The sequence below is a fragment of the Aeromicrobium stalagmiti genome, assembly GCF_013283745.1.
Lineage (GTDB): Bacteria > Actinomycetota > Actinomycetes > Propionibacteriales > Nocardioidaceae > Aeromicrobium > Aeromicrobium stalagmiti.
Window position 1 is genome coordinate 1,672,934 of the sequence record NZ_JABSTZ010000001.1, and the last position, 16,440, is coordinate 1,689,373.

Consider the following 16,440-nt stretch of genomic DNA (forward strand, 5'->3'; position numbering starts at 1 on the left):
GGACGCATGGTGAGATCAAGCACGTCGCGAGACTGTCGGTGGGTGCCGTTGCGCCCGGCAGCGTTCACCACGGGTTCATCCGGCCTGCCTACGCTCCGGAGCGTGAGCACCGACTTCCTGTCCCCGATCGGGATCGACCTGGCCAAGCTGCACGGCTACACCGTCGTCGATGCCGAGGACGACGATCCCGTGCTGCTCGACAGCAGCGGCCGGCACGTCGACACGTGGCGCGAGGGCTATCCGTACGACGCCCGCATGGACGTCCGTGAGTACGAGCTGCAGAAGCGGTTCCTGCAGATCGAGCTGCTGAAGCTGCAGAACTGGGTCAAGACGACCGGCGCGCGGCTCGTGCTGGTCTTCGAGGGGCGCGACGCCGCCGGCAAGGGCGGCACGATCAAGCGCTTCACCGAGCACCTCAACCCGCGAGGTGCCCGCGTCGTGGCGCTGGAGAAGCCGAGCGAGCGCGAGTCGACGCAGTGGTACTTCCAGCGCTACGTGCAGCACCTGCCGGCCGCCGGCGAGATGGTCATGTTCGACCGCTCCTGGTACAACCGGGCGGGTGTCGAGCGGGTCATGGGCTTCTGCTCCGACCGCCAGTACGACGAGTTCATGCGCCAGGTGCCGCAGTTCGAGCGAATGCTCGTGGGCGACGGCGTCCACCTGGTGAAGTTCTGGTTCTCGGTGTCGTCGTCGGAGCAGCGCACGCGGTTCGCGATCCGTCAGGTCGACCCCGTCCGGCAGTGGAAGCTGTCTCCTATGGACATCGAGTCGCTCGACAAGTGGGAGGCCTACACCGCGGCGAAGGAGACGATGTTCACGATGACGGACACCCCCAGCGCGCCGTGGACGGTCGTCAAGAGCAACGACAAGAAGCGCGCCCGGGTCGAGGCGATGCGGCACGTCCTGGCGCAGTTCGACTACGACAACAAGGACACCGAGCTGGTGACGGCCGCCGACCCGTTGGTCGTGGGGCCGGCGGCCGAGATCTTCCGGGACGCCGCCGACTAGGACGCGCCGCCGGACGTCTAGTCGAAGACGACGGTGCGGGGTCCGTTCATCAGCACCCGCGACTCCGCGTGCAGCTGCACCGCGCGCGACAGCGTCTGGGCCTCGACGTCACGACCGACGCGGGCCAGGTCGGCCGACGTCATGCGGTGGTCGACGCGCAGCACGCCCTGGTCGATGATGGGCCCCTCGTCGAGCGCCGCCGTGACGTAGTGCGCGGTGGCGCCGATGAGCTTGACCCCGCGGTCGTGGGCCTGCTGATAGGGACGGGCCCCCTTGAAGCTGGGCAGGAAGCTGTGGTGGATGTTGATCGCCCGGCCCTCGAGGGCCCGGCACAGGTCGTCCGACAGGATCTGCATGTAGCGCGCCAGCACGACGACGTCGACGTCCAGCTCGTCGACCAGGGCGAGCAGGGCCCGCTCGACGTCCTGCTTGGTCTCGGCGGTGACGGGTGCGTGGACGAAGGGCACGTCGTACGCCCCCGCGAGCTTCTCGAGGTCGCGGTGGTTGGACACGACGGCCGGGATCTGGACGTGCAGCGCGCCGGTGCTCTGGCGGTAGAGCAGGTCGTTGAGGCAGTGACCCTCCTTCGACACCATGACGAGGGCGCGGAGCGGCTGCTCGGCGACCACGAGCCGGTACGTCATGGCGTGCTCGGCGGCGACGGCGCCGAACGCGGTCGAGAGATCAGAGGCGCTGCGCTCGTCGGCGAAGTCGAAGTGGACCCGCAGGAAGAACTCGGCGTCGCTCGTGTCGGTGAACTGCTGGCTGTCGAGGATATTGCCGCCGGCCTCGGCGACCCATCGGGTCACGGCGAACACGAGGCCCGGGCGGTCAGGGCACGAGAGGGTCAGGACGAAGGACGGCACCCACCCACTCTAGGAGAGCGGGGGGTGCCGTCCGGTGGCGGTCACTCCGCCGCCGCGGCCTCCTTGGCCGGTGCCGGAGCCCCGCCGTGTCCGGCGTGGGACGGCTTGGCCAGGAACAGCACCAGCACCAGGCCCAGCGCGAACGCGATGGCCGGCAGCAGCAGCGCCTGCGACATCGCGTCGGCGAACGGGACCTGCACCTGCCCGGGCATCGAGCCCTTCTGGGAGAAGAAGTCGCCTGACGAGCCGCCGAGCTGGTTGGCGGCCAGACGGGCCTCGATCAGCGAGGCGATCGCCGCGCTGCCGAGCACGGCGCCGATCTGGCGGGTCGTGTTGTAGATGCCGGCTCCCGCACCGGCCGACGTCATCGGCAGGTTGCGCGTCGCCGTCGCGCTCAGCGGCGCCCACAGGCAGGCGTTGGAGACGCCGAAGAGGGCCATGGGGAGCAGCAGCTGCCACACCGGGGTGTCGGGTGTCAGCAGCTGCGACAGCCAGAACATCGACACCGCCGCCGTGCCGAAGCCCACCAGGGTGATGTTGCGCGGGTGCGTGCGGTCGACGAGCTTGCCGACCAGCGGGGACAGGACGATGAGCACGACGGCCATCGGCACCATCAGGAGCGCCGACTCGGTGGGGCTCCAGCCGCGGACGCCCTGGGCGTAGTACTGGAACGGCAGCGACATGGCCGTGATGGCGAGCGAGACCAGGGCGATGCCGCCGTTGCCCAGCGAGAAGTTGCGGTCGCGGAACAGCCCGAGCGGCACCAGCGGCTCGGCCTTGATGCGGCTCTGCCACCAGATGAAGGTCGCGAACACGACCAGGCCGACGGCGATGAGCAGCGGGACGCTGATGACGCCCGTGATCTGGCCCCAGTCGTACTTCTCGCCCTCCTGCAGGCCGAACACGACGAGGAAGACGCCGACGCCGCTGAGGGCCACGCCCAGCCAGTCGAAGGTGTGCTTGTGGGTCGTCAGCACCGGGACGAGGCGCATCGCGAGGACGAACCCGACGATGCCCACCGGCACGTTGATGAAGAAGATCCACTCCCAGCCGAGGGAGTCGACGAGGACGCCGCCGAGGATCGGGCCGACCAGCGTCGCGACGCCTGCGGTGGCTCCCCACAGGGCCATGGCGCTGCCACGCTTGGCCGGCGGGAACGTCCGGGTGATCACGGCCATCGTCTGCGGCGTGATGAGGGCGGCGCCGATGCCCTGCACGACGCGGGCGACGATCAGCATCTCGATCGACCCCGTCAGGCCGCACCACAGGGAGGCGAGCGTGAAGATCGTCAGGCCCACGAGATAGACGTTCTTGGGGCCGAACTGGTCGCCGAGGCGTCCGGTCACGAGCAGGGGCACGGCGTACGACAGCAGGTAGGCGCTGGTGACCCAGATGACCGTGTTGGAGTCGGCCTGGAGGTCTCGGGCGATCGACGGGGTCGCGACGAAGACGATCGTGTTGTCGACGAGGATCATGAAGAAGCCGATGACCATGGCCCAGAGAGCGGGCCAGGGCTTGTAGTCGGCGGGCAGGTCAGTGCTGGGTGGTGCTCCGGTTGCCATGGGCGTCCTTGGTCTCGGGCGGTGCGGGGGGAGGCGGTCGACGGCGGTGCGCGGTTTCGACGTGCAACCATTCTGCGCTCCACCTACGACAATTGCCGCGCGGACGTTTCCATTCCCCCGGCGCCGGCGACGCCGACCGTCAGCGCAGGATCTCGTAGCCGCGCAGATCGTCGTACGAGCCGTCGCCGAGACGCTCGGCCGCGCGCTGGGTGCCGTAGTGGGTGTAGCCGGCCGCGACGGCGACGGCGTTGCTGGCGGGGTTGTCGGCCGCGGCGTAGAGGACGAGCCGGCGTCGGTCGAGCCCGTCGGGGTCGAGGGCGTGCCCGATGACGGTCCGGCAGGCCTCGGTCATCAGGCCCCGACCCCGCGCGTCCGGGTGCATCCAGTAGCCGATCTCGCCGTGGTCGGGGTTGATGCCGAGCAGGTCCATCACGGCGATGTTGCCGACCAGCTCGTCGGTCTGCCGGTCGGCGACGGCCCAGGTGACCTTGGCGCCGATGGCCGCCTGCCAGAGGTTGTCGTGGAGCCAGCTGCGAGCCGTGGCCGGCGTGTAGGGACGGGGCAGGCCGGCGAGGAAGTGCCGGGCGATCGGGTCGCTGCACGCCTCGACGATGCGGGGCACGTCGGCCTCGGTGAAGGGACGCAGACGCAGCCGCTCCGACTCGAGCACCACCGACTCCGCCCAGGACGTGCGCGGGAACGGTGCGTCGCCGAACCGGATCGATCCGGTCCAGGCGTCGATGACCTGCCCGCGCTCGTGCAGCATGCCGGGGGTGGTGCCGTGGAGGGTGAAGCCGGTCGAGTGCGCCACGCGCAGGGACGCCTCGTTGCCGACGTGCGAGCGCCAGTGCACGATCTCGACGCCGCCCTCGGTGAGGGCCCAGTCGACCGCGAGGCGCACCGCGCGCGCCATGATGCCGCGACCGCGAGCCCAGGGGTGCAGCGCGAAGCCGATGTCGGCGATCGGCCGCTGGCGGATGTCGACGTTGCCGGCGAACCGCGACCGACCGGCGTCGTCGGTCGCCTCGATGGCCCAGCCGCGGTGCGACCCGTCCTCCCAGCCGCGGGGGATGATCGTGAACGCGAACTGCTCGCTCATGCTGCGCTGGTGGGGTGTCGGGATGCCGGTCCACCGCACCATGACCGGGTCGACGGCCATCTCGAGCATCGCGTCGATGTCGTCCGGCACGTGAGCGCGGATCGTGACGACCCCGTCGCTCAGCACGGGGACGTTCAGGGGCCACCTCACGGCAGGGGGCTCACTGCGAGAGGGCGCGGAACGGGTCGGCCGGGTAGACCCCGAGGATCGTCACGTCGGTCGTGAAGAACGTGAGCTCCTCGAGAGCCCGCGCCAGGGGTCCCTCGTCGGGGTGGCCGTCGACCTCGGCGAGGAACTGGGTGGCGGTGAACTCGCCGCCGACCATGTAGCTCTCGAGCTTGGTCATGTTGACGCCGTTGGTCGCGAAGCCGCCGAGTGCCTTGTAGAGGGCGGCCGGCAGGTTGCGGACGTTGAAGACGAAGCTCGTGACGGTGGGGCCGTCGCCGACCGGTGCGCGGACGGGGTCGCGCGACAGCACGACGAAGCGGGTCGTGTTGTGGTCCTCGTCCTCGATGTCGGACGCCAGCACGTCGAGGCCGTAGATCTCGGCAGCCATCGACGGGGAGATCGAGGCCTGGGTCGGGTCACCCGCGTCGGCGATCTCGCGGGCGGCACCGGCAGTGTCGCCGGAGATGACCGTCGTGAGCCCGTGCTCCTTGATGATCTTGCGGCACTGGCCGAGAGCGTGGACGTGGCTGTGCACGGTCTTGATCTGCTCGATCGTGGCGCCGCGCACCCCCATCAGGCTGAACTGGATGCGCAGGAAGTGCTCGGCGATGATGTGGAGCCCCGAGGTGGGCAGGAAGTGGTGGATGTCGGCGACCCGGCCGGCGATCGAGTTGTCGATCGGGATCATCGCGAGATCGGCCTCACCCGCGGCGACGGCGGCGAAGACGTCCTCGAACGACGCGCAGGGGAGCGTCTCCCAGTCGGGGTAGTGCTGGTTGGCCACGATGTGCGAGTTGGCACCGGGCTCGCCCTGGTAGGCGATCCGTCGAGAGGTCATGGGCCTAGTTTGGCACCTGGTGCGCGCCGTCGGCCGCGTGCACGGTGAACACCTCGGGTCGTGACCACTGGTGCGCGAGGTAGCGGGCCTCGATCCGTTCACGGACGGGCTGGACCTGCTCGGGAGCGACCAGCGCGATGGCGCTGCCGCCGAAGCCGCCGCCGGTCATGCGCGCGCCCAGTGCTCCGGCCTCGAGCGCCGCCACGACGGCGACGTCGAGCTCGGGGCAGCTGACCTCGAAGTCGTCGCGCAGCGAGGCGTGGGACGCGGTGAGGATCGTGCCGAGCTGGGGCCAGGCCCGCCGGCTGATCGCGTTGACGGCGCCCCTGACCCGCGCGGTCTCGGTGAGGACGTGGCGGGTGCGGGCCTTGAGCGTGTCGTCGGTCAGGGCGACCGTCGCGTCGAGCGTCGCCTGGGCGAGCCACTCGATGCCGAGCTCCTCGGCGGCGCGCTCGCACTCCTCCCGCCGGGCGGCGTACTCCCCGTCGGCGAGGGCGTGGTGGACCCCGGTGGCGATGACGACGAGCACCAGACCGTCGTCCTCCCAGCCGAGGGGCACGAGCCGGGTCGTGTGCGGCGTCACCGCGGTGTCGATCTGCACGGCGTGGCCGGCCGTCCCGTGCAGGACGGCGAGCTGGTCCATGAGCCCGACAGGGGCGCCGACGAAGCCGGACTCGGCGCGCTGGGCCAGCAGCGCGACCTGCGTGCGGTCGAGCCCGAGGCCGTGGGCGTCGTCGAGGGCCGCGGCGATGCCGCACGTCGTGGCGGCCGACGACGACAGACCGGCCCCCGACGGCAGCCGGGACTCGATCACCAGGTCGGCACCCGTCAGGGCGTGGCCCGCGTCGACCAGGCTCCAGATCGTCCCGGCCGCGTACGTGGCCCAGCCCTCGACGTCACCGGGCTGAACGGAGGTCGGGAAGGTCATCTTGGCCGCGCCCGGCAGGTCGCTCCAGACGTTGACGACGCCGTCGTCACGCAGGCGCACCTTGACGGTCACGCTCCGGTCGATCGCGAGCGGCAGGACCGGTCCGCCGTTGTAGTCGAGGTGCTCCCCGATGAGGTTCACCCTCCCGGGCACGTCCCACCGGCGTACGTCAGTCACGCGTCGAGCATAGGCGCAGCCTCGCGGAGGACCGCGACAGCGCGACTGGCAGAATGCCCCCATGCCTGCTGAACGCCGACCACGCGTGCTGTCCGGGGCCCAGCCCACGGCTGACTCGTACCACCTGGGCAACTACTTCGGAGCCTTCAAGCAGTGGGTGGCCCTGCAGGACGAGTTCGAGGCGTTCTACTTCATCCCCGACCTGCACGCCATCACGGTCGAGTACGACCCGGCGCTGCTGCGCGAGCGCACCTACATCGCCGCGGCCCAGCTGCTCGCCGCGGGCGTCGACCCCGAGCGGAGCGCGCTGTTCGTGCAGAGCCACGTGCCGGAGCACGCGCAGCTCGCCTGGGTGCTGGGCGGCGTCACCGGGTTCGGCGAGGCCAGCCGCATGACCCAGTTCAAGGACAAGAGCGCCAAGGGTGGCCAGGACTCCTCCAGCGTCGGGCTGTTCACCTACCCGATCCTCATGGCCGCCGACATCCTCGTCTACCAGGCCGACCGGGTCCCGGTCGGCGAGGACCAGCGCCAGCACGTCGAGCTGACCCGCAACCTCGCGCAGCGCTTCAACCACCGCTTCGGCGAGACGTTCACGGTGCCCGAGGCGCACATCGTCAAGGCGACCGCCAAGATCTACGACCTGCAGGACCCGACCTCCAAGATGAGCGGCTCCAACCAGTCGCACGCCGGTGTGGTCGACCTGTCGGACACGCCCAAGCAGGTCCTGAAGAAGATCCGCTCCGCGATGACCGACTCGGGCAGCGAGATCTCGTTCGACCCGGTCGAGAAGCCCGGCATCTCCAACCTGCTCTCGATCTACTCGGCGCTGACCGACGAGCCGATCGAGTCGGTCGTGGCGACGTTCGAGGGCCAGCAGTACGGACACCTCAAGGTCGCGCTGGCCGACCTGGTGGCTGACTTCGTCGGGGCGTTCGGCGACCGCACCCGTGCTCTGCTCGACGACCGGGCCGAGCTCGACCGGATCCTCGCGCTCGGCGCCGACCAGGCTCGCGAGGTCGCGAGCGCGACGCTCGAGCTGGTCTACGAGCGCTCCGGGTTCGTGCGGCGGGCCTGAGCGATGCCGATCATCGGAGTCGCGATCCCCGTCCCTGACCCCTACGGGGCCCTGCTGCGGGAGAAGCGGGCCGACTTCGGCGACCCCATGGCCGAGACGATCCCCAGCCACGTCACCCTGATCCCGCCGACCGAGGTCGAGGACGACGAGCTCGAGGTCGTGTGCGCCTCGCTGGAGCGGGCGTCCGCGACGCTCCCGCCGTTCCCGATGCGGCTGCGCGGCACGGGCACGTTCCGGCCGGTGTCACCGGTCGTCTTCGTCGCCGTCAGCCAGGGCATCTCCTACACCGAGATGCTGGCCAAGTGCGTCCGCAACGCGCTGCACAGCCCGGAGCCGGAGTTCCCGTTCCACCCGCACGTGACGGTCGCCCACAATCTCGACGACGGTCGCCTCGACCGGGCCTACGACGAGCTGCGCGACTTCGAGTGCCAGTTCACGGTCAGCGAGTTCGCGCTCTACCACCACGAGGACGAGTCGGGCTGGGTGCCGCAACGTGCCTTCCCGCTCGGCCCGGAGCTGCCCTGACCCGTCGCTAGGACTGCGCGACGACCCGCTCGACCGCGAGCTCGGCCAGGGCCGTGAACCTGGCCTGCGGCATCTCGTCCTCGATGGCGTAGCGCGTCACGCCGACGACGGTCTGGCCGACCTGGGCGACGACGAGGTTCATCCTGAACGAGACGCCCTCGACCCGGCCGCCGATGTTGTACTCGACGGCCCGGTCGCCGAGGTCGGGCTCGCCGACCTTCTCGACGCGCATCTTGAGCGAGCGGCCGTCCTTGTTCTCGACCGTGAACGCCGTGCAGCGACCGAGGCGCTCGACGCCGGTGTCGAAGTCCTGCGTCGCACCGGCGCCCTGGAAGGAGGTGATGGTCTCGGCGAAGAACGGTCCGGCGTCCGACGCCTTGAACGCGGCCTTCTGGACGACCGGGGCGGTGATCTTCTGGTCGAGCACCTCGTTGCACTCGGCGGGTCCCTTGGTCACGGCGCCCTTGAACGCGACGCCGGAGTCGAGGTCGATCTTCCAGGAGTAGGGCATGTCGTCGCTGGTGATGAGCGCCTTGCGTGCCGACTCCTTCGAGAGCGGGTCCGTCGGGCCTCGGTCGTCACCACCGCCGCACGCGCCGAGCGTCAGGGCGAGAGCCGCGGCGGCGACGACGGGGAGGCGCATGGTCCGATGCTAGCGACTCAGACCCCGGTGAGGCCCCCGGTTCCGAAGGTCGTGAGGTGATCGATCAGGTCGGCCTTGAACGCCTGTGCGGCCAGCGGCAGCGCCTCGGAGCTGCGGTGGGCCAGGGCGATGACCCGGTCGAGCGGCGGGTTGACCAGCTCGGTCGCCCGGAGCTGGGGGCGGGTCGCGAGCACCATGCTCGGGACGACCGCGTGCCCCAGGCCCGCCTGGACGAACCGCAGCACGGCGCCCATCTCCCCACCCTCCACGGCCAGTCGGGGCTCGAACCCCGCAGCGGTGCAGGCTCGCAGCGTGACGTCGCGCAGGTCGTAGCCCTCGCGGAACATCACGAGCGGCAGGTCGCGCAGGTCGCTGACGTCCATGCGGTCGGGCATGTCGGCGTCGACGGGACTGGCCAGCACGAGCCGCTCCCGCAGCAGCGGCGTGGTCTCGATGTCGGGGTCGCCGGAGTGCAGCGGGACGATCAGCAGAGCCACGTCGAGTCGGCCTTGGGACAGCTCGCGGGTCAGCACGCGCGAGCCGGCCTCCTGCACCTCGAGGTCGATCGCGGGGTACGCCTCGTGGAAGCGGGTCAGCGCCTCGGGCAGCAGCCCGTCGCACAGGGACGGCGTCGCGCCGAGCCGCACGCGTCCGCGTCGCAGGCTCGCGACCTCGTGCACCGTCCGCTCGGCGCTCTCGACGTCGATGAGGATGCGCTGCGCGTGGGGGAGGAGCGCCTCGCCGGCGCTGGTCAGCTCGATGCCGCCGCGGTCCCGGACGAACAGCGGCGCACCGAGCGAGTTCTCGAGCACCCGGATCTGCTTGGAGAGTGTGGGCTGCGACACACCCGTCATCTCGGCGGCACGGGTGAAGTGACGGGTGCGGGCGACGGCCACGAAGTACGCGAGCTGGTGGATCTGCACGGGTCAAGTGTGTCATAGCCTTTGGCTATGAAGGTGAGCCTCAACAAGACTTAGCGTGAATCGTCGATCGGTTCTACTGTGTGTTTGTGGCAACTACCCAAACTGCGAAGCGACCGTCGGCGAAGCGTTCCACCGTCGCCCTGAAGTATTCGATGGCGGTGTCGGGCCTGATCATGCTCGGCTACCTGCTCGTCCATGCGTACGGCAACCTGAAGTTCTTCCAGGGGCCGGAGAAGTTCGACAGCTACCTCGAGGGGCTCGACGACATCCTCTACCCGTACCTCCCGCACGAGGGCGCGCTGTGGATCCTGCGCGTCGTGCTGGTCGGTGCGCTGGTCGTCCACGTCTACGCGGCCATCACGCTGTGGCGCCGCAACAAGGTCGCGGCCGGCTACGTCGGCAACACGCGCTACCAGACCAAGCAGAACAAGACCGGCTACCAGCGCAGCTACGCCTCGTTCACGATGCGCTGGGGCGGCATCATCCTGCTGCTGTTCATCATCGGCCACGTCGCACAGATGCTGCCCAACTGGCTGTCGCCCGGCGGCGCCTCCGACAGCAAGTACGAGCGCGTCGTCAACGGCTTCGAGCTGTGGTGGGTCGTCCTGCTCTACACGATCGGCCTCGTCGCGGTGGGCTTCCACCTCGCGCACGGCTTCTGGAGCGCGCTGACGACCCTCGGCCAGAACCACAGCTCGACCCGCCGCTCGTCGCGCATCACGGCCGTGTCCATCGGGCTGGCCGTGCTGATCGCGGGCGGCTTCCTCACCGTCCCCTTCGCCATCTTCTTCTTCGGAGCCGGATCATGACCATCACCGAGCCGTACAAGAACCCGTCCGAGCAGTTCCACGCCGTCGGCGAGGACATCGTGGACCTCAAGGCGCCGTCGGGCCCCATCGAGAAGCGCTGGGACGATCGCAAGTTCAACGCCAAGCTCGTCAACCCGGCCAACCGCCGCAAGCTCAGCGTCCTGGTCGTGGGCACGGGCCTCGCGGGTGCCTCGGCGGCCGCCACGCTCGGTGAGGCCGGCTACCACGTCCGGAGCTTCTGCTACCAGGACAGCCCCCGCCGCGCGCACTCGATCGCTGCGCAGGGTGGCATCAACGCCGCCAAGAACTACCGCAACGACGGCGACAGCATCTACCGCCTGTTCTACGACACGGTCAAGGGTGGCGACTTCCGCGCCCGCGAGTCCAACGTCTACCGCCTCGCGCAGGTGTCGGTGAACATCATCGACCAGTGCGTCGCGCAGGGCGTCCCGTTCGCCCGTGAGTACGGCGGACTGCTCGACAACCGTTCGTTCGGCGGCGTGCAGGTCTCCCGCACCTTCTATGCCCGCGGACAGACCGGCCAGCAGCTGCTGATCGGCGCCTACCAGGCCCTCGAGCGTCAGATCGCGGCCGGCACGGTCGAGATGAACACGCGCCACGAGATGCTCGAGCTGATCATGGTGCCCGACGCCAACGGCGTCGAGCGGGCCCGCGGCATCATCGTCCGCGACATGGTCACCGGCGAGATCGAGACCCACACGGCCGACGCCGTCGTGCTGGCCTCGGGCGGCTACGGCAACGTGTTCTTCCTGTCGACCAACGCGATGGGCTGCAACACGACCGCGACGTGGCGTGCCCACCGCAAGGGTGCCTACTTCGCGAACCCCTGCTACACGCAGATCCACCCGACGTGCATCCCGGTCTCCGGTGACTACCAGTCCAAGCTGACCCTCATGTCGGAGTCGCTGCGCAACGACGGCCGCATCTGGGTGCCCGCAAAGCTCGGTGACGACCGCGTCGCCAGCCAGATCCCCGAGGACGAGCGCGACTACTACCTCGAGCGCATCTACCCGGCGTTCGGCAACCTGGTGCCGCGTGACATCGCCTCGCGGGCCGCCAAGTACCAGTGCGACGCCGGCAAGGGTGTCGGTCCCGGCGGTCTGGGCGTCTACCTCGACTTCGCCGACGCGATCGAGCGTCTGGGTCGCCCGGCCGTCGAGGCCAAGTACGGCAACCTGTTCGACATGTACGCGCAGATCACCGGTGAGGACCCCTACTCCGAGCCGATGCGCATCTACCCGGCCGTGCACTACACGATGGGCGGGCTGTGGGTCGACTACGACCTGCAGAGCAACCTGACCGGTCTGTTCGTCGCCGGAGAGGCCAACTTCTCCGAGCACGGCGCCAACCGCCTGGGTGCCTCGGCGCTCATGCAGGGACTGGCCGACGGCTACTTCGTGCTGCCCTACACGCTGGCCAACTACCTGGCCGACGGACCGTACGAGAAGGTCGCCGACGACCACCCGGCGGTGCTGGAGGCCAAGGCTGCCGTCGAGAACCGGATCTCGACCCTGCTGTCGATCAACGGCACGCGCACCGTGGACTCGTACCACAAGGAGCTCGGCCAGATCATGTGGGACTACTGCGGCATGGAGCGCACCGAGGAGGGCCTGACCAAGGCCATCGGCATGATCCGTGACCTCAAGACCGACTTCTGGGCCAACGTCAAGGTCACGGGTGTCAACGAGGAGCTCAACCAGACGCTCGAGCGGGCCGGCCGCGTCGCCGACTTCTTCGAGCTCGGCGAGCTCATGTGCATCGACGCGCTCAACCGGCGCGAGTCGTGCGGCGGTCACTTCCGCGCGGAGAGCCAGACCGAGGACGGCGAGGCCCTGCGCCACGACGACGAGTTCGCCTACGTCTCGGCCTGGGAGTTCGGCGACAAGCAGCCCACGCTGCACAAGGAACCACTGGAGTACGAGTACGTCGAGATGAAGTCGAGGAGCTACAAGTGAACATCACCGTGCGTGTCTGGCGTCAGAAGAACGCCGACGACAAGGGAAAGATGGTCACGTACGGCGTCGAGAACGTCAGTGAGCACATGTCCTTCCTGGAGATGCTGGACGTCCTCAACGAGCAGCTCACGCTGTCCGGTGACGACCCCATCGCCTTCGACCACGACTGCCGTGAGGGCATCTGCGGTGCGTGTGGCGTCGTGATCAACGGTCAGGCCCACGGCCCGCAGACCACTACGACCTGCCAGCTGCACATGCGCAGCTTCGAGGACGGTGCGGTCATCGACATCGAGCCGTGGCGCGCGGGTGCGTTCCCGGTCGTCAAGGACCTCGTCGTCGACCGCTCGGCCTTCGACCGGATCATCCAGGCCGGTGGCTTCATCTCGGCGCCGACCGGATCGGCGCCCGAGGCCAACAACCTGCCGGTGCCGAAGGAGGACGCGGACCACGCGTTCGAGTCGGCCACCTGCATCGGCTGCGGCGCGTGCGTCGCGGCGTGCCCCAACGGCTCGGGCATGCTCTTCACGGCTGCCAAGATCACGCACCTGGGCCTGTTGCCGCAGGGTCAGCCCGAGCGCGACTCGCGCGTCATCGGCATGATCGAGCAGCACGACCACGAGGGCTTCGGCGGCTGCACCAACATCGGTGAGTGCACGGCGTCGTGCCCCAAGGGCATCCCGCTCGACACGATCAGCCGGCTCAACCGCGACCTCCTCGGAGCGCTCGCCAAGGGCAAGGCCTAGAGCTCCTTCCTGCCCAGCGACGTCATGCCCGTAGCCCTAGGCTGCGGGCATGACCTCTGCGCCCACGTCCACGCTCGACGGATGGGTGGTGTCGTCCTTCACCGGGGGCGGGCTGACCCACGACTGCTACGAGAAGGGCAGCGGCCCCGGCGTCGTCCTCATCCCGGAGATCCCCGGGATGACGCCCGAGGTGCTGGGTCTGGCCGACCACCTCGTCGGCCAGGGGTTCACGGTGGTCGTCCCCTCGCCGTTCGGCACGCCGGGCAGGGCGATGTCCGCGCCCTACGTGCTGGGCGTCGTCGCGAGGCTGTGCGTGTCGGCGGAGTTCCGGGCGTTCGCCACGAAGTCGGCCCGGCCGATCAGCGAGTTCCTGCGCGCCGTGGCCCGTGACCTCGACGGCCGCACCCCCGGTCACGGCGTCGGCGTCATCGGCATGTGCTTCACGGGCGGGTTCGCGCTCGCCGCTGCCGTCGACGATGCGGTCATCGCTCCGGTCATGAGCCAGCCGTCGGTGCCGTTCCCGATCGGCGGTGCGCGTCAGGCCGACGTGGGGCTGTCGACCGACGAGCTCGCGACGATCAAGGCCCGCGTCAAGGACGACGGCCTGTGTGTCATGGGCCTGCGGTTCAGCGAGGACAAGGCGGTGTCACCCCGGCGGTTCGCCGCACTGACCGAGCACCTCGGCGATGCCTTCGAGGTCATCGAGCTCGACTCCTCGAAGGGCAACGCCGGAGGGTTCTCGAAGACCGCCCACTCGGTCCTGACGGCCGAGGTCCGCGAGGTCGAGGGCAACCAGGCCCTCGCGGCCCGCACGCGGGTCGTCGAGTTCCTCCGCGAACGCCTCACCTGACCCCTCCCGGTGAGGAGACCTTTGCCGCCCCTCGACGAGACCGTTTCCGCCCTGCAGAGGGGCGGAAAGGCTCTCCTGGAGGGGCGGAAACGGTCTCGTCAGCGTTTTGGTTAGCGTGGGTAATTTGTTATGCTAATGATATGCCCACTGATGCCCACCAGCTCGCCCGATCGGTGGCGCGGATGAACCGTCGGCTCCGGCAGGAGCGCCAGAGCGACCTGACGCCGACCCAGCTGTCGGTGCTCGGAGCGGTCCTCAAGATCGGCCCGGCGACGCCCAGTGCGATCGCGGCCCACGAGCGCGTCCGCCCGCCGTCCATCACCCGCACCCTGACCCACCTCGTCGACGAGGGCCTGGCGATCCGCGAGCCGCACCCCGACGACGGACGGCAGGTGCTCATCTCGCTCGCCGACAAGGGTGACGCCGTGCTCGCCGAGGAGCGCACCCGGCGCGACCTGTGGCTCGGCCACCGTCTCGCCGAGCTGACGACCGATGAACGCGCGACGCTGAGGGAGGCTGCCGCGCTGCTCGAACGGCTCGCACAGAGTTGAGTCCCACGTTCAGCGCGCTGGCGGTGCGCAACTACCGCATCTACATCCTCGGCGCGATCGTCTCCAACACCGGCACCTGGATGCAGCGGATCGGCCAGGACTGGCTGGTCCTGCAGCTGACCAACAGCGGCACGGCCCTGGGCGTCACGACGGGCCTGCAGCTGCTGCCCGCCCTGCTCTTCTCGCCGATCGCCGGCGTCGTGGCCGATCGGGTGCCCAAGCGCACGGTGCTGCGCTGCACCCAGGTCGCCATGGCGCTCCCGGCGGCACTGCTCGGCGTCCTCGCGGTCACAGGTGTGGTGCAGGCCTGGCACGTGTACGTCCTGGCGTTCGTGTTCGGCATCGGCACGGCGTTCGACGCGCCGGCCCGCCAGTCGTTCGTCGTCGAGATCGTCGGCAAGGAGGACCTCGCGAACGCCGTCGGGCTCAACTCCGCGTCGTTCAACCTCGCGCGCATGATCGGCCCGGCCGTCGCCGGGGTCCTGATCGCTGCACTCGGGTCGGGCGTCGAGGCGGCCGGATGGGTCATCCTGGTCAACGCCGTGAGCTATCTCGCCGTGCTGACGTCGCTGCAGCTGCTCGACGGCAGCCTGCTGAGGCCGTCGGCCGTCACCGGCACGCGCAAGCACGCAGTCCGCGACGGCGTCACGTACGTCCGCTCGCGTCCTGACCTCGTCCTGATCCTGACCTGCGTGTTCTTCGTCGGCACGTTCGGCATGAACTTCCAGATGACGAGCGCCCTGATGGCGACGGACGTCTTCGGCAAGGGTGCGGGGGAGTACGGCCTGCTGGCCTCGATCATGGCTGTCGGCTCGCTGGCCGGCGCGCTCCTGGCCGCCCGGCGGGCCCGTCCGAGGCTGCGCTTCGTCGTCATCGCGGGAGCCTCGTTCAGCGTCGTCGAGATCGTCGCCGGGCTCATGCCGACCTACACGACGTTTGCAGCCGTGCTGCCGCTGCTCGGCCTCTGCGCCCTGACGATGATCACCTCGGCCAACGCCACGATCCAGCTGACGTCGAGCCCCATGATGCGCGGACGCGTCGCGGCGCTCTACCTCATGGTCTTCATGGGCGGGACGCCGTTCGGGGCGCCGCTCGTCGGCTGGGTCGGCGAGACGTTCGGCGCCCGGTGGATGCTGATCGGCGGGGGAGGGCTGACGCTCGTGGGCATCGCCCTCGCCACTGCCTGGTACCTCCACCGGCAGGACGAGCAGCTGGAGGAGTTGCGGGCGAGCCTGCGGGACCTACGCTGGCGGAATGCACGTCGAGCGGACATTCACGGTGTCGAGGTCCATCGAGGACGTCTTCGACTACCTCAGCAACTTCGAGAACACGAACGAGTGGGACCCGGGAACCATCCAGACCACCCGCACGGCAGGTGACGGCGGCCTCGGCACGACCTACGAGAACCGGTCGCAGTTCATGGGGCGCGAGACCGAGCTGTCGTACGAGACGATCGGGTTCGACCGTCCGACGTTCTTCTCGGCCCGCGGCACCAACAAGACCGCGACGGCGACCGACTCCATGACGTTCACGCGTGACGGCGACCGGACCCAGATCCACTACCGCGCCGACTTCGAGTTCCACGGCATCGTCAAGCTCGTCGCGCCCCTGGTGGTCAAGCCCAAGCTCGACGCGCTCGCCGACGAGACGGTCGAGGAGATCCGCCAGACGCTGGAGTCCCGCTGATCGAATCAGCGAT

General features: G+C 69.4%; 17 protein-coding genes. 10 read left to right on the forward strand and 7 right to left on the reverse strand.

The genetic code is table 11. The features are described 5' to 3' along the window. Positions 1–6: 6 nt before the first annotated feature. A complete protein-coding gene (ppk2, locus tag HQK15_RS08295; RefSeq protein ID WP_173490881.1) occupies positions 7–1,008 on the forward strand; it encodes a polyphosphate kinase 2 in 1,002 nt (333 codons plus the stop codon). Positions 1,009–1,025: 17 nt separating this feature from the next. Here the strand turns inward: ppk2 and purU are convergent, their stop codons facing one another. The 5 genes from purU to galK form a co-directional block, all read right to left on the reverse strand. Beyond that, positions 1,026–1,874, reverse strand: a complete 849-nt coding sequence (gene purU, locus HQK15_RS08300; protein WP_173490882.1) for a formyltetrahydrofolate deformylase — start codon at positions 1,872–1,874, stop codon at positions 1,026–1,028. A gap of 41 nt (positions 1,875–1,915) precedes the next feature. Continuing rightward, positions 1,916–3,436, reverse strand: coding sequence for an MFS transporter (locus tag HQK15_RS08305; protein ID WP_173490883.1), 1,521 nt, complete (start codon positions 3,434–3,436; stop codon positions 1,916–1,918). A gap of 139 nt (positions 3,437–3,575) precedes the next feature. Next, on the reverse strand, positions 3,576–4,685 hold the full coding sequence (locus HQK15_RS08310) for a GNAT family N-acetyltransferase (protein ID WP_173490884.1): 1,110 nt from the start codon (positions 4,683–4,685) through the stop codon (positions 3,576–3,578). 10 nt (positions 4,686–4,695) lie between these two features. Next, entirely contained in the window at positions 4,696–5,541 is an 846-nt protein-coding gene (locus tag HQK15_RS08315) for a prephenate dehydratase (RefSeq protein ID WP_173490885.1), read from the reverse strand. Positions 5,542–5,545: 4 nt separating this feature from the next. Continuing rightward, positions 5,546–6,646, reverse strand: coding sequence for a galactokinase (galK, locus tag HQK15_RS08320; RefSeq protein ID WP_173490886.1), 1,101 nt, complete (start codon positions 6,644–6,646; stop codon positions 5,546–5,548). Between the two features lie 61 nt (positions 6,647–6,707). Here galK and trpS point away from each other — a divergent pair, with 61 nt between their 5' ends. Together trpS and HQK15_RS08330 are read left to right on the forward strand one after the other, a co-directional pair. After that, positions 6,708–7,721, forward strand: coding sequence for a tryptophan--tRNA ligase (gene trpS / locus HQK15_RS08325; protein WP_173490887.1), 1,014 nt, complete (start codon positions 6,708–6,710; stop codon positions 7,719–7,721). 3 nt (positions 7,722–7,724) lie between these two features. Beyond that, positions 7,725–8,246 carry a 2'-5' RNA ligase family protein gene (locus HQK15_RS08330; RefSeq protein ID WP_173490888.1) on the forward strand — a complete coding sequence of 174 codons (522 nt, stop codon included), beginning with the start codon at positions 7,725–7,727 and terminating at the stop codon, positions 8,244–8,246. Positions 8,247–8,253: 7 nt separating this feature from the next. Here HQK15_RS08330 and HQK15_RS08335 read toward each other — a convergent pair whose 3' ends face one another. Further along, a complete protein-coding gene (locus HQK15_RS08335) occupies positions 8,254–8,889 on the reverse strand; it encodes a hypothetical protein (protein ID WP_173490889.1) in 636 nt (211 codons plus the stop codon). A gap of 17 nt (positions 8,890–8,906) precedes the next feature. Next, positions 8,907–9,812, reverse strand: a complete 906-nt coding sequence (locus HQK15_RS08340; protein WP_173490890.1) for a LysR family transcriptional regulator — start codon at positions 9,810–9,812, stop codon at positions 8,907–8,909. 86 nt (positions 9,813–9,898) lie between these two features. Between HQK15_RS08340 and HQK15_RS08345 the strand changes: the two genes are divergently transcribed. The 7 genes from HQK15_RS08345 to HQK15_RS08375 all read left to right on the forward strand — a co-directional run bounded on the left by HQK15_RS08345 (position 9,899) and on the right by HQK15_RS08375 (position 16,427). Beyond that, positions 9,899–10,621: a succinate dehydrogenase cytochrome b subunit gene (locus HQK15_RS08345; RefSeq protein ID WP_367649103.1), complete on the forward strand. Its 723-nt coding sequence runs from the start codon at positions 9,899–9,901 to the stop codon at positions 10,619–10,621. Beyond that, a complete protein-coding gene (locus HQK15_RS08350) occupies positions 10,618–12,597 on the forward strand; it encodes a fumarate reductase/succinate dehydrogenase flavoprotein subunit (protein ID WP_173490891.1) in 1,980 nt (659 codons plus the stop codon). The genes HQK15_RS08345 and HQK15_RS08350 overlap by 4 nt, the downstream gene beginning before the upstream one ends. Further along, positions 12,594–13,340, forward strand: coding sequence for a succinate dehydrogenase/fumarate reductase iron-sulfur subunit (locus HQK15_RS08355; RefSeq protein ID WP_173490892.1), 747 nt, complete (start codon positions 12,594–12,596; stop codon positions 13,338–13,340). The genes HQK15_RS08350 and HQK15_RS08355 overlap by 4 nt, the downstream gene beginning before the upstream one ends. Before the next feature lie 49 nt (positions 13,341–13,389). After that, the gene (locus HQK15_RS08360) at positions 13,390–14,190 is read left to right on the forward strand and encodes a dienelactone hydrolase family protein (RefSeq protein ID WP_173490893.1); all 801 of its coding nucleotides are present in this window, start codon (positions 13,390–13,392) and stop codon (positions 14,188–14,190) included. Positions 14,191–14,330: 140 nt separating this feature from the next. Next, positions 14,331–14,741 (forward strand): MarR family winged helix-turn-helix transcriptional regulator, encoded by a 411-nt coding sequence (locus HQK15_RS08365; protein ID WP_173490894.1) that lies wholly within the window; start codon positions 14,331–14,333, stop codon positions 14,739–14,741. Then, positions 14,738–16,120, forward strand: coding sequence for an MFS transporter (locus HQK15_RS08370; protein ID WP_173490895.1), 1,383 nt, complete (start codon positions 14,738–14,740; stop codon positions 16,118–16,120). The genes HQK15_RS08365 and HQK15_RS08370 overlap by 4 nt, the downstream gene beginning before the upstream one ends. Then, positions 16,020–16,427, forward strand: a complete 408-nt coding sequence (locus HQK15_RS08375) for an SRPBCC family protein (protein WP_173490896.1) — start codon at positions 16,020–16,022, stop codon at positions 16,425–16,427. Before HQK15_RS08370 ends, HQK15_RS08375 begins: the two co-directional genes overlap by 101 nt. Positions 16,428–16,440 lie beyond the last annotated feature (13 nt).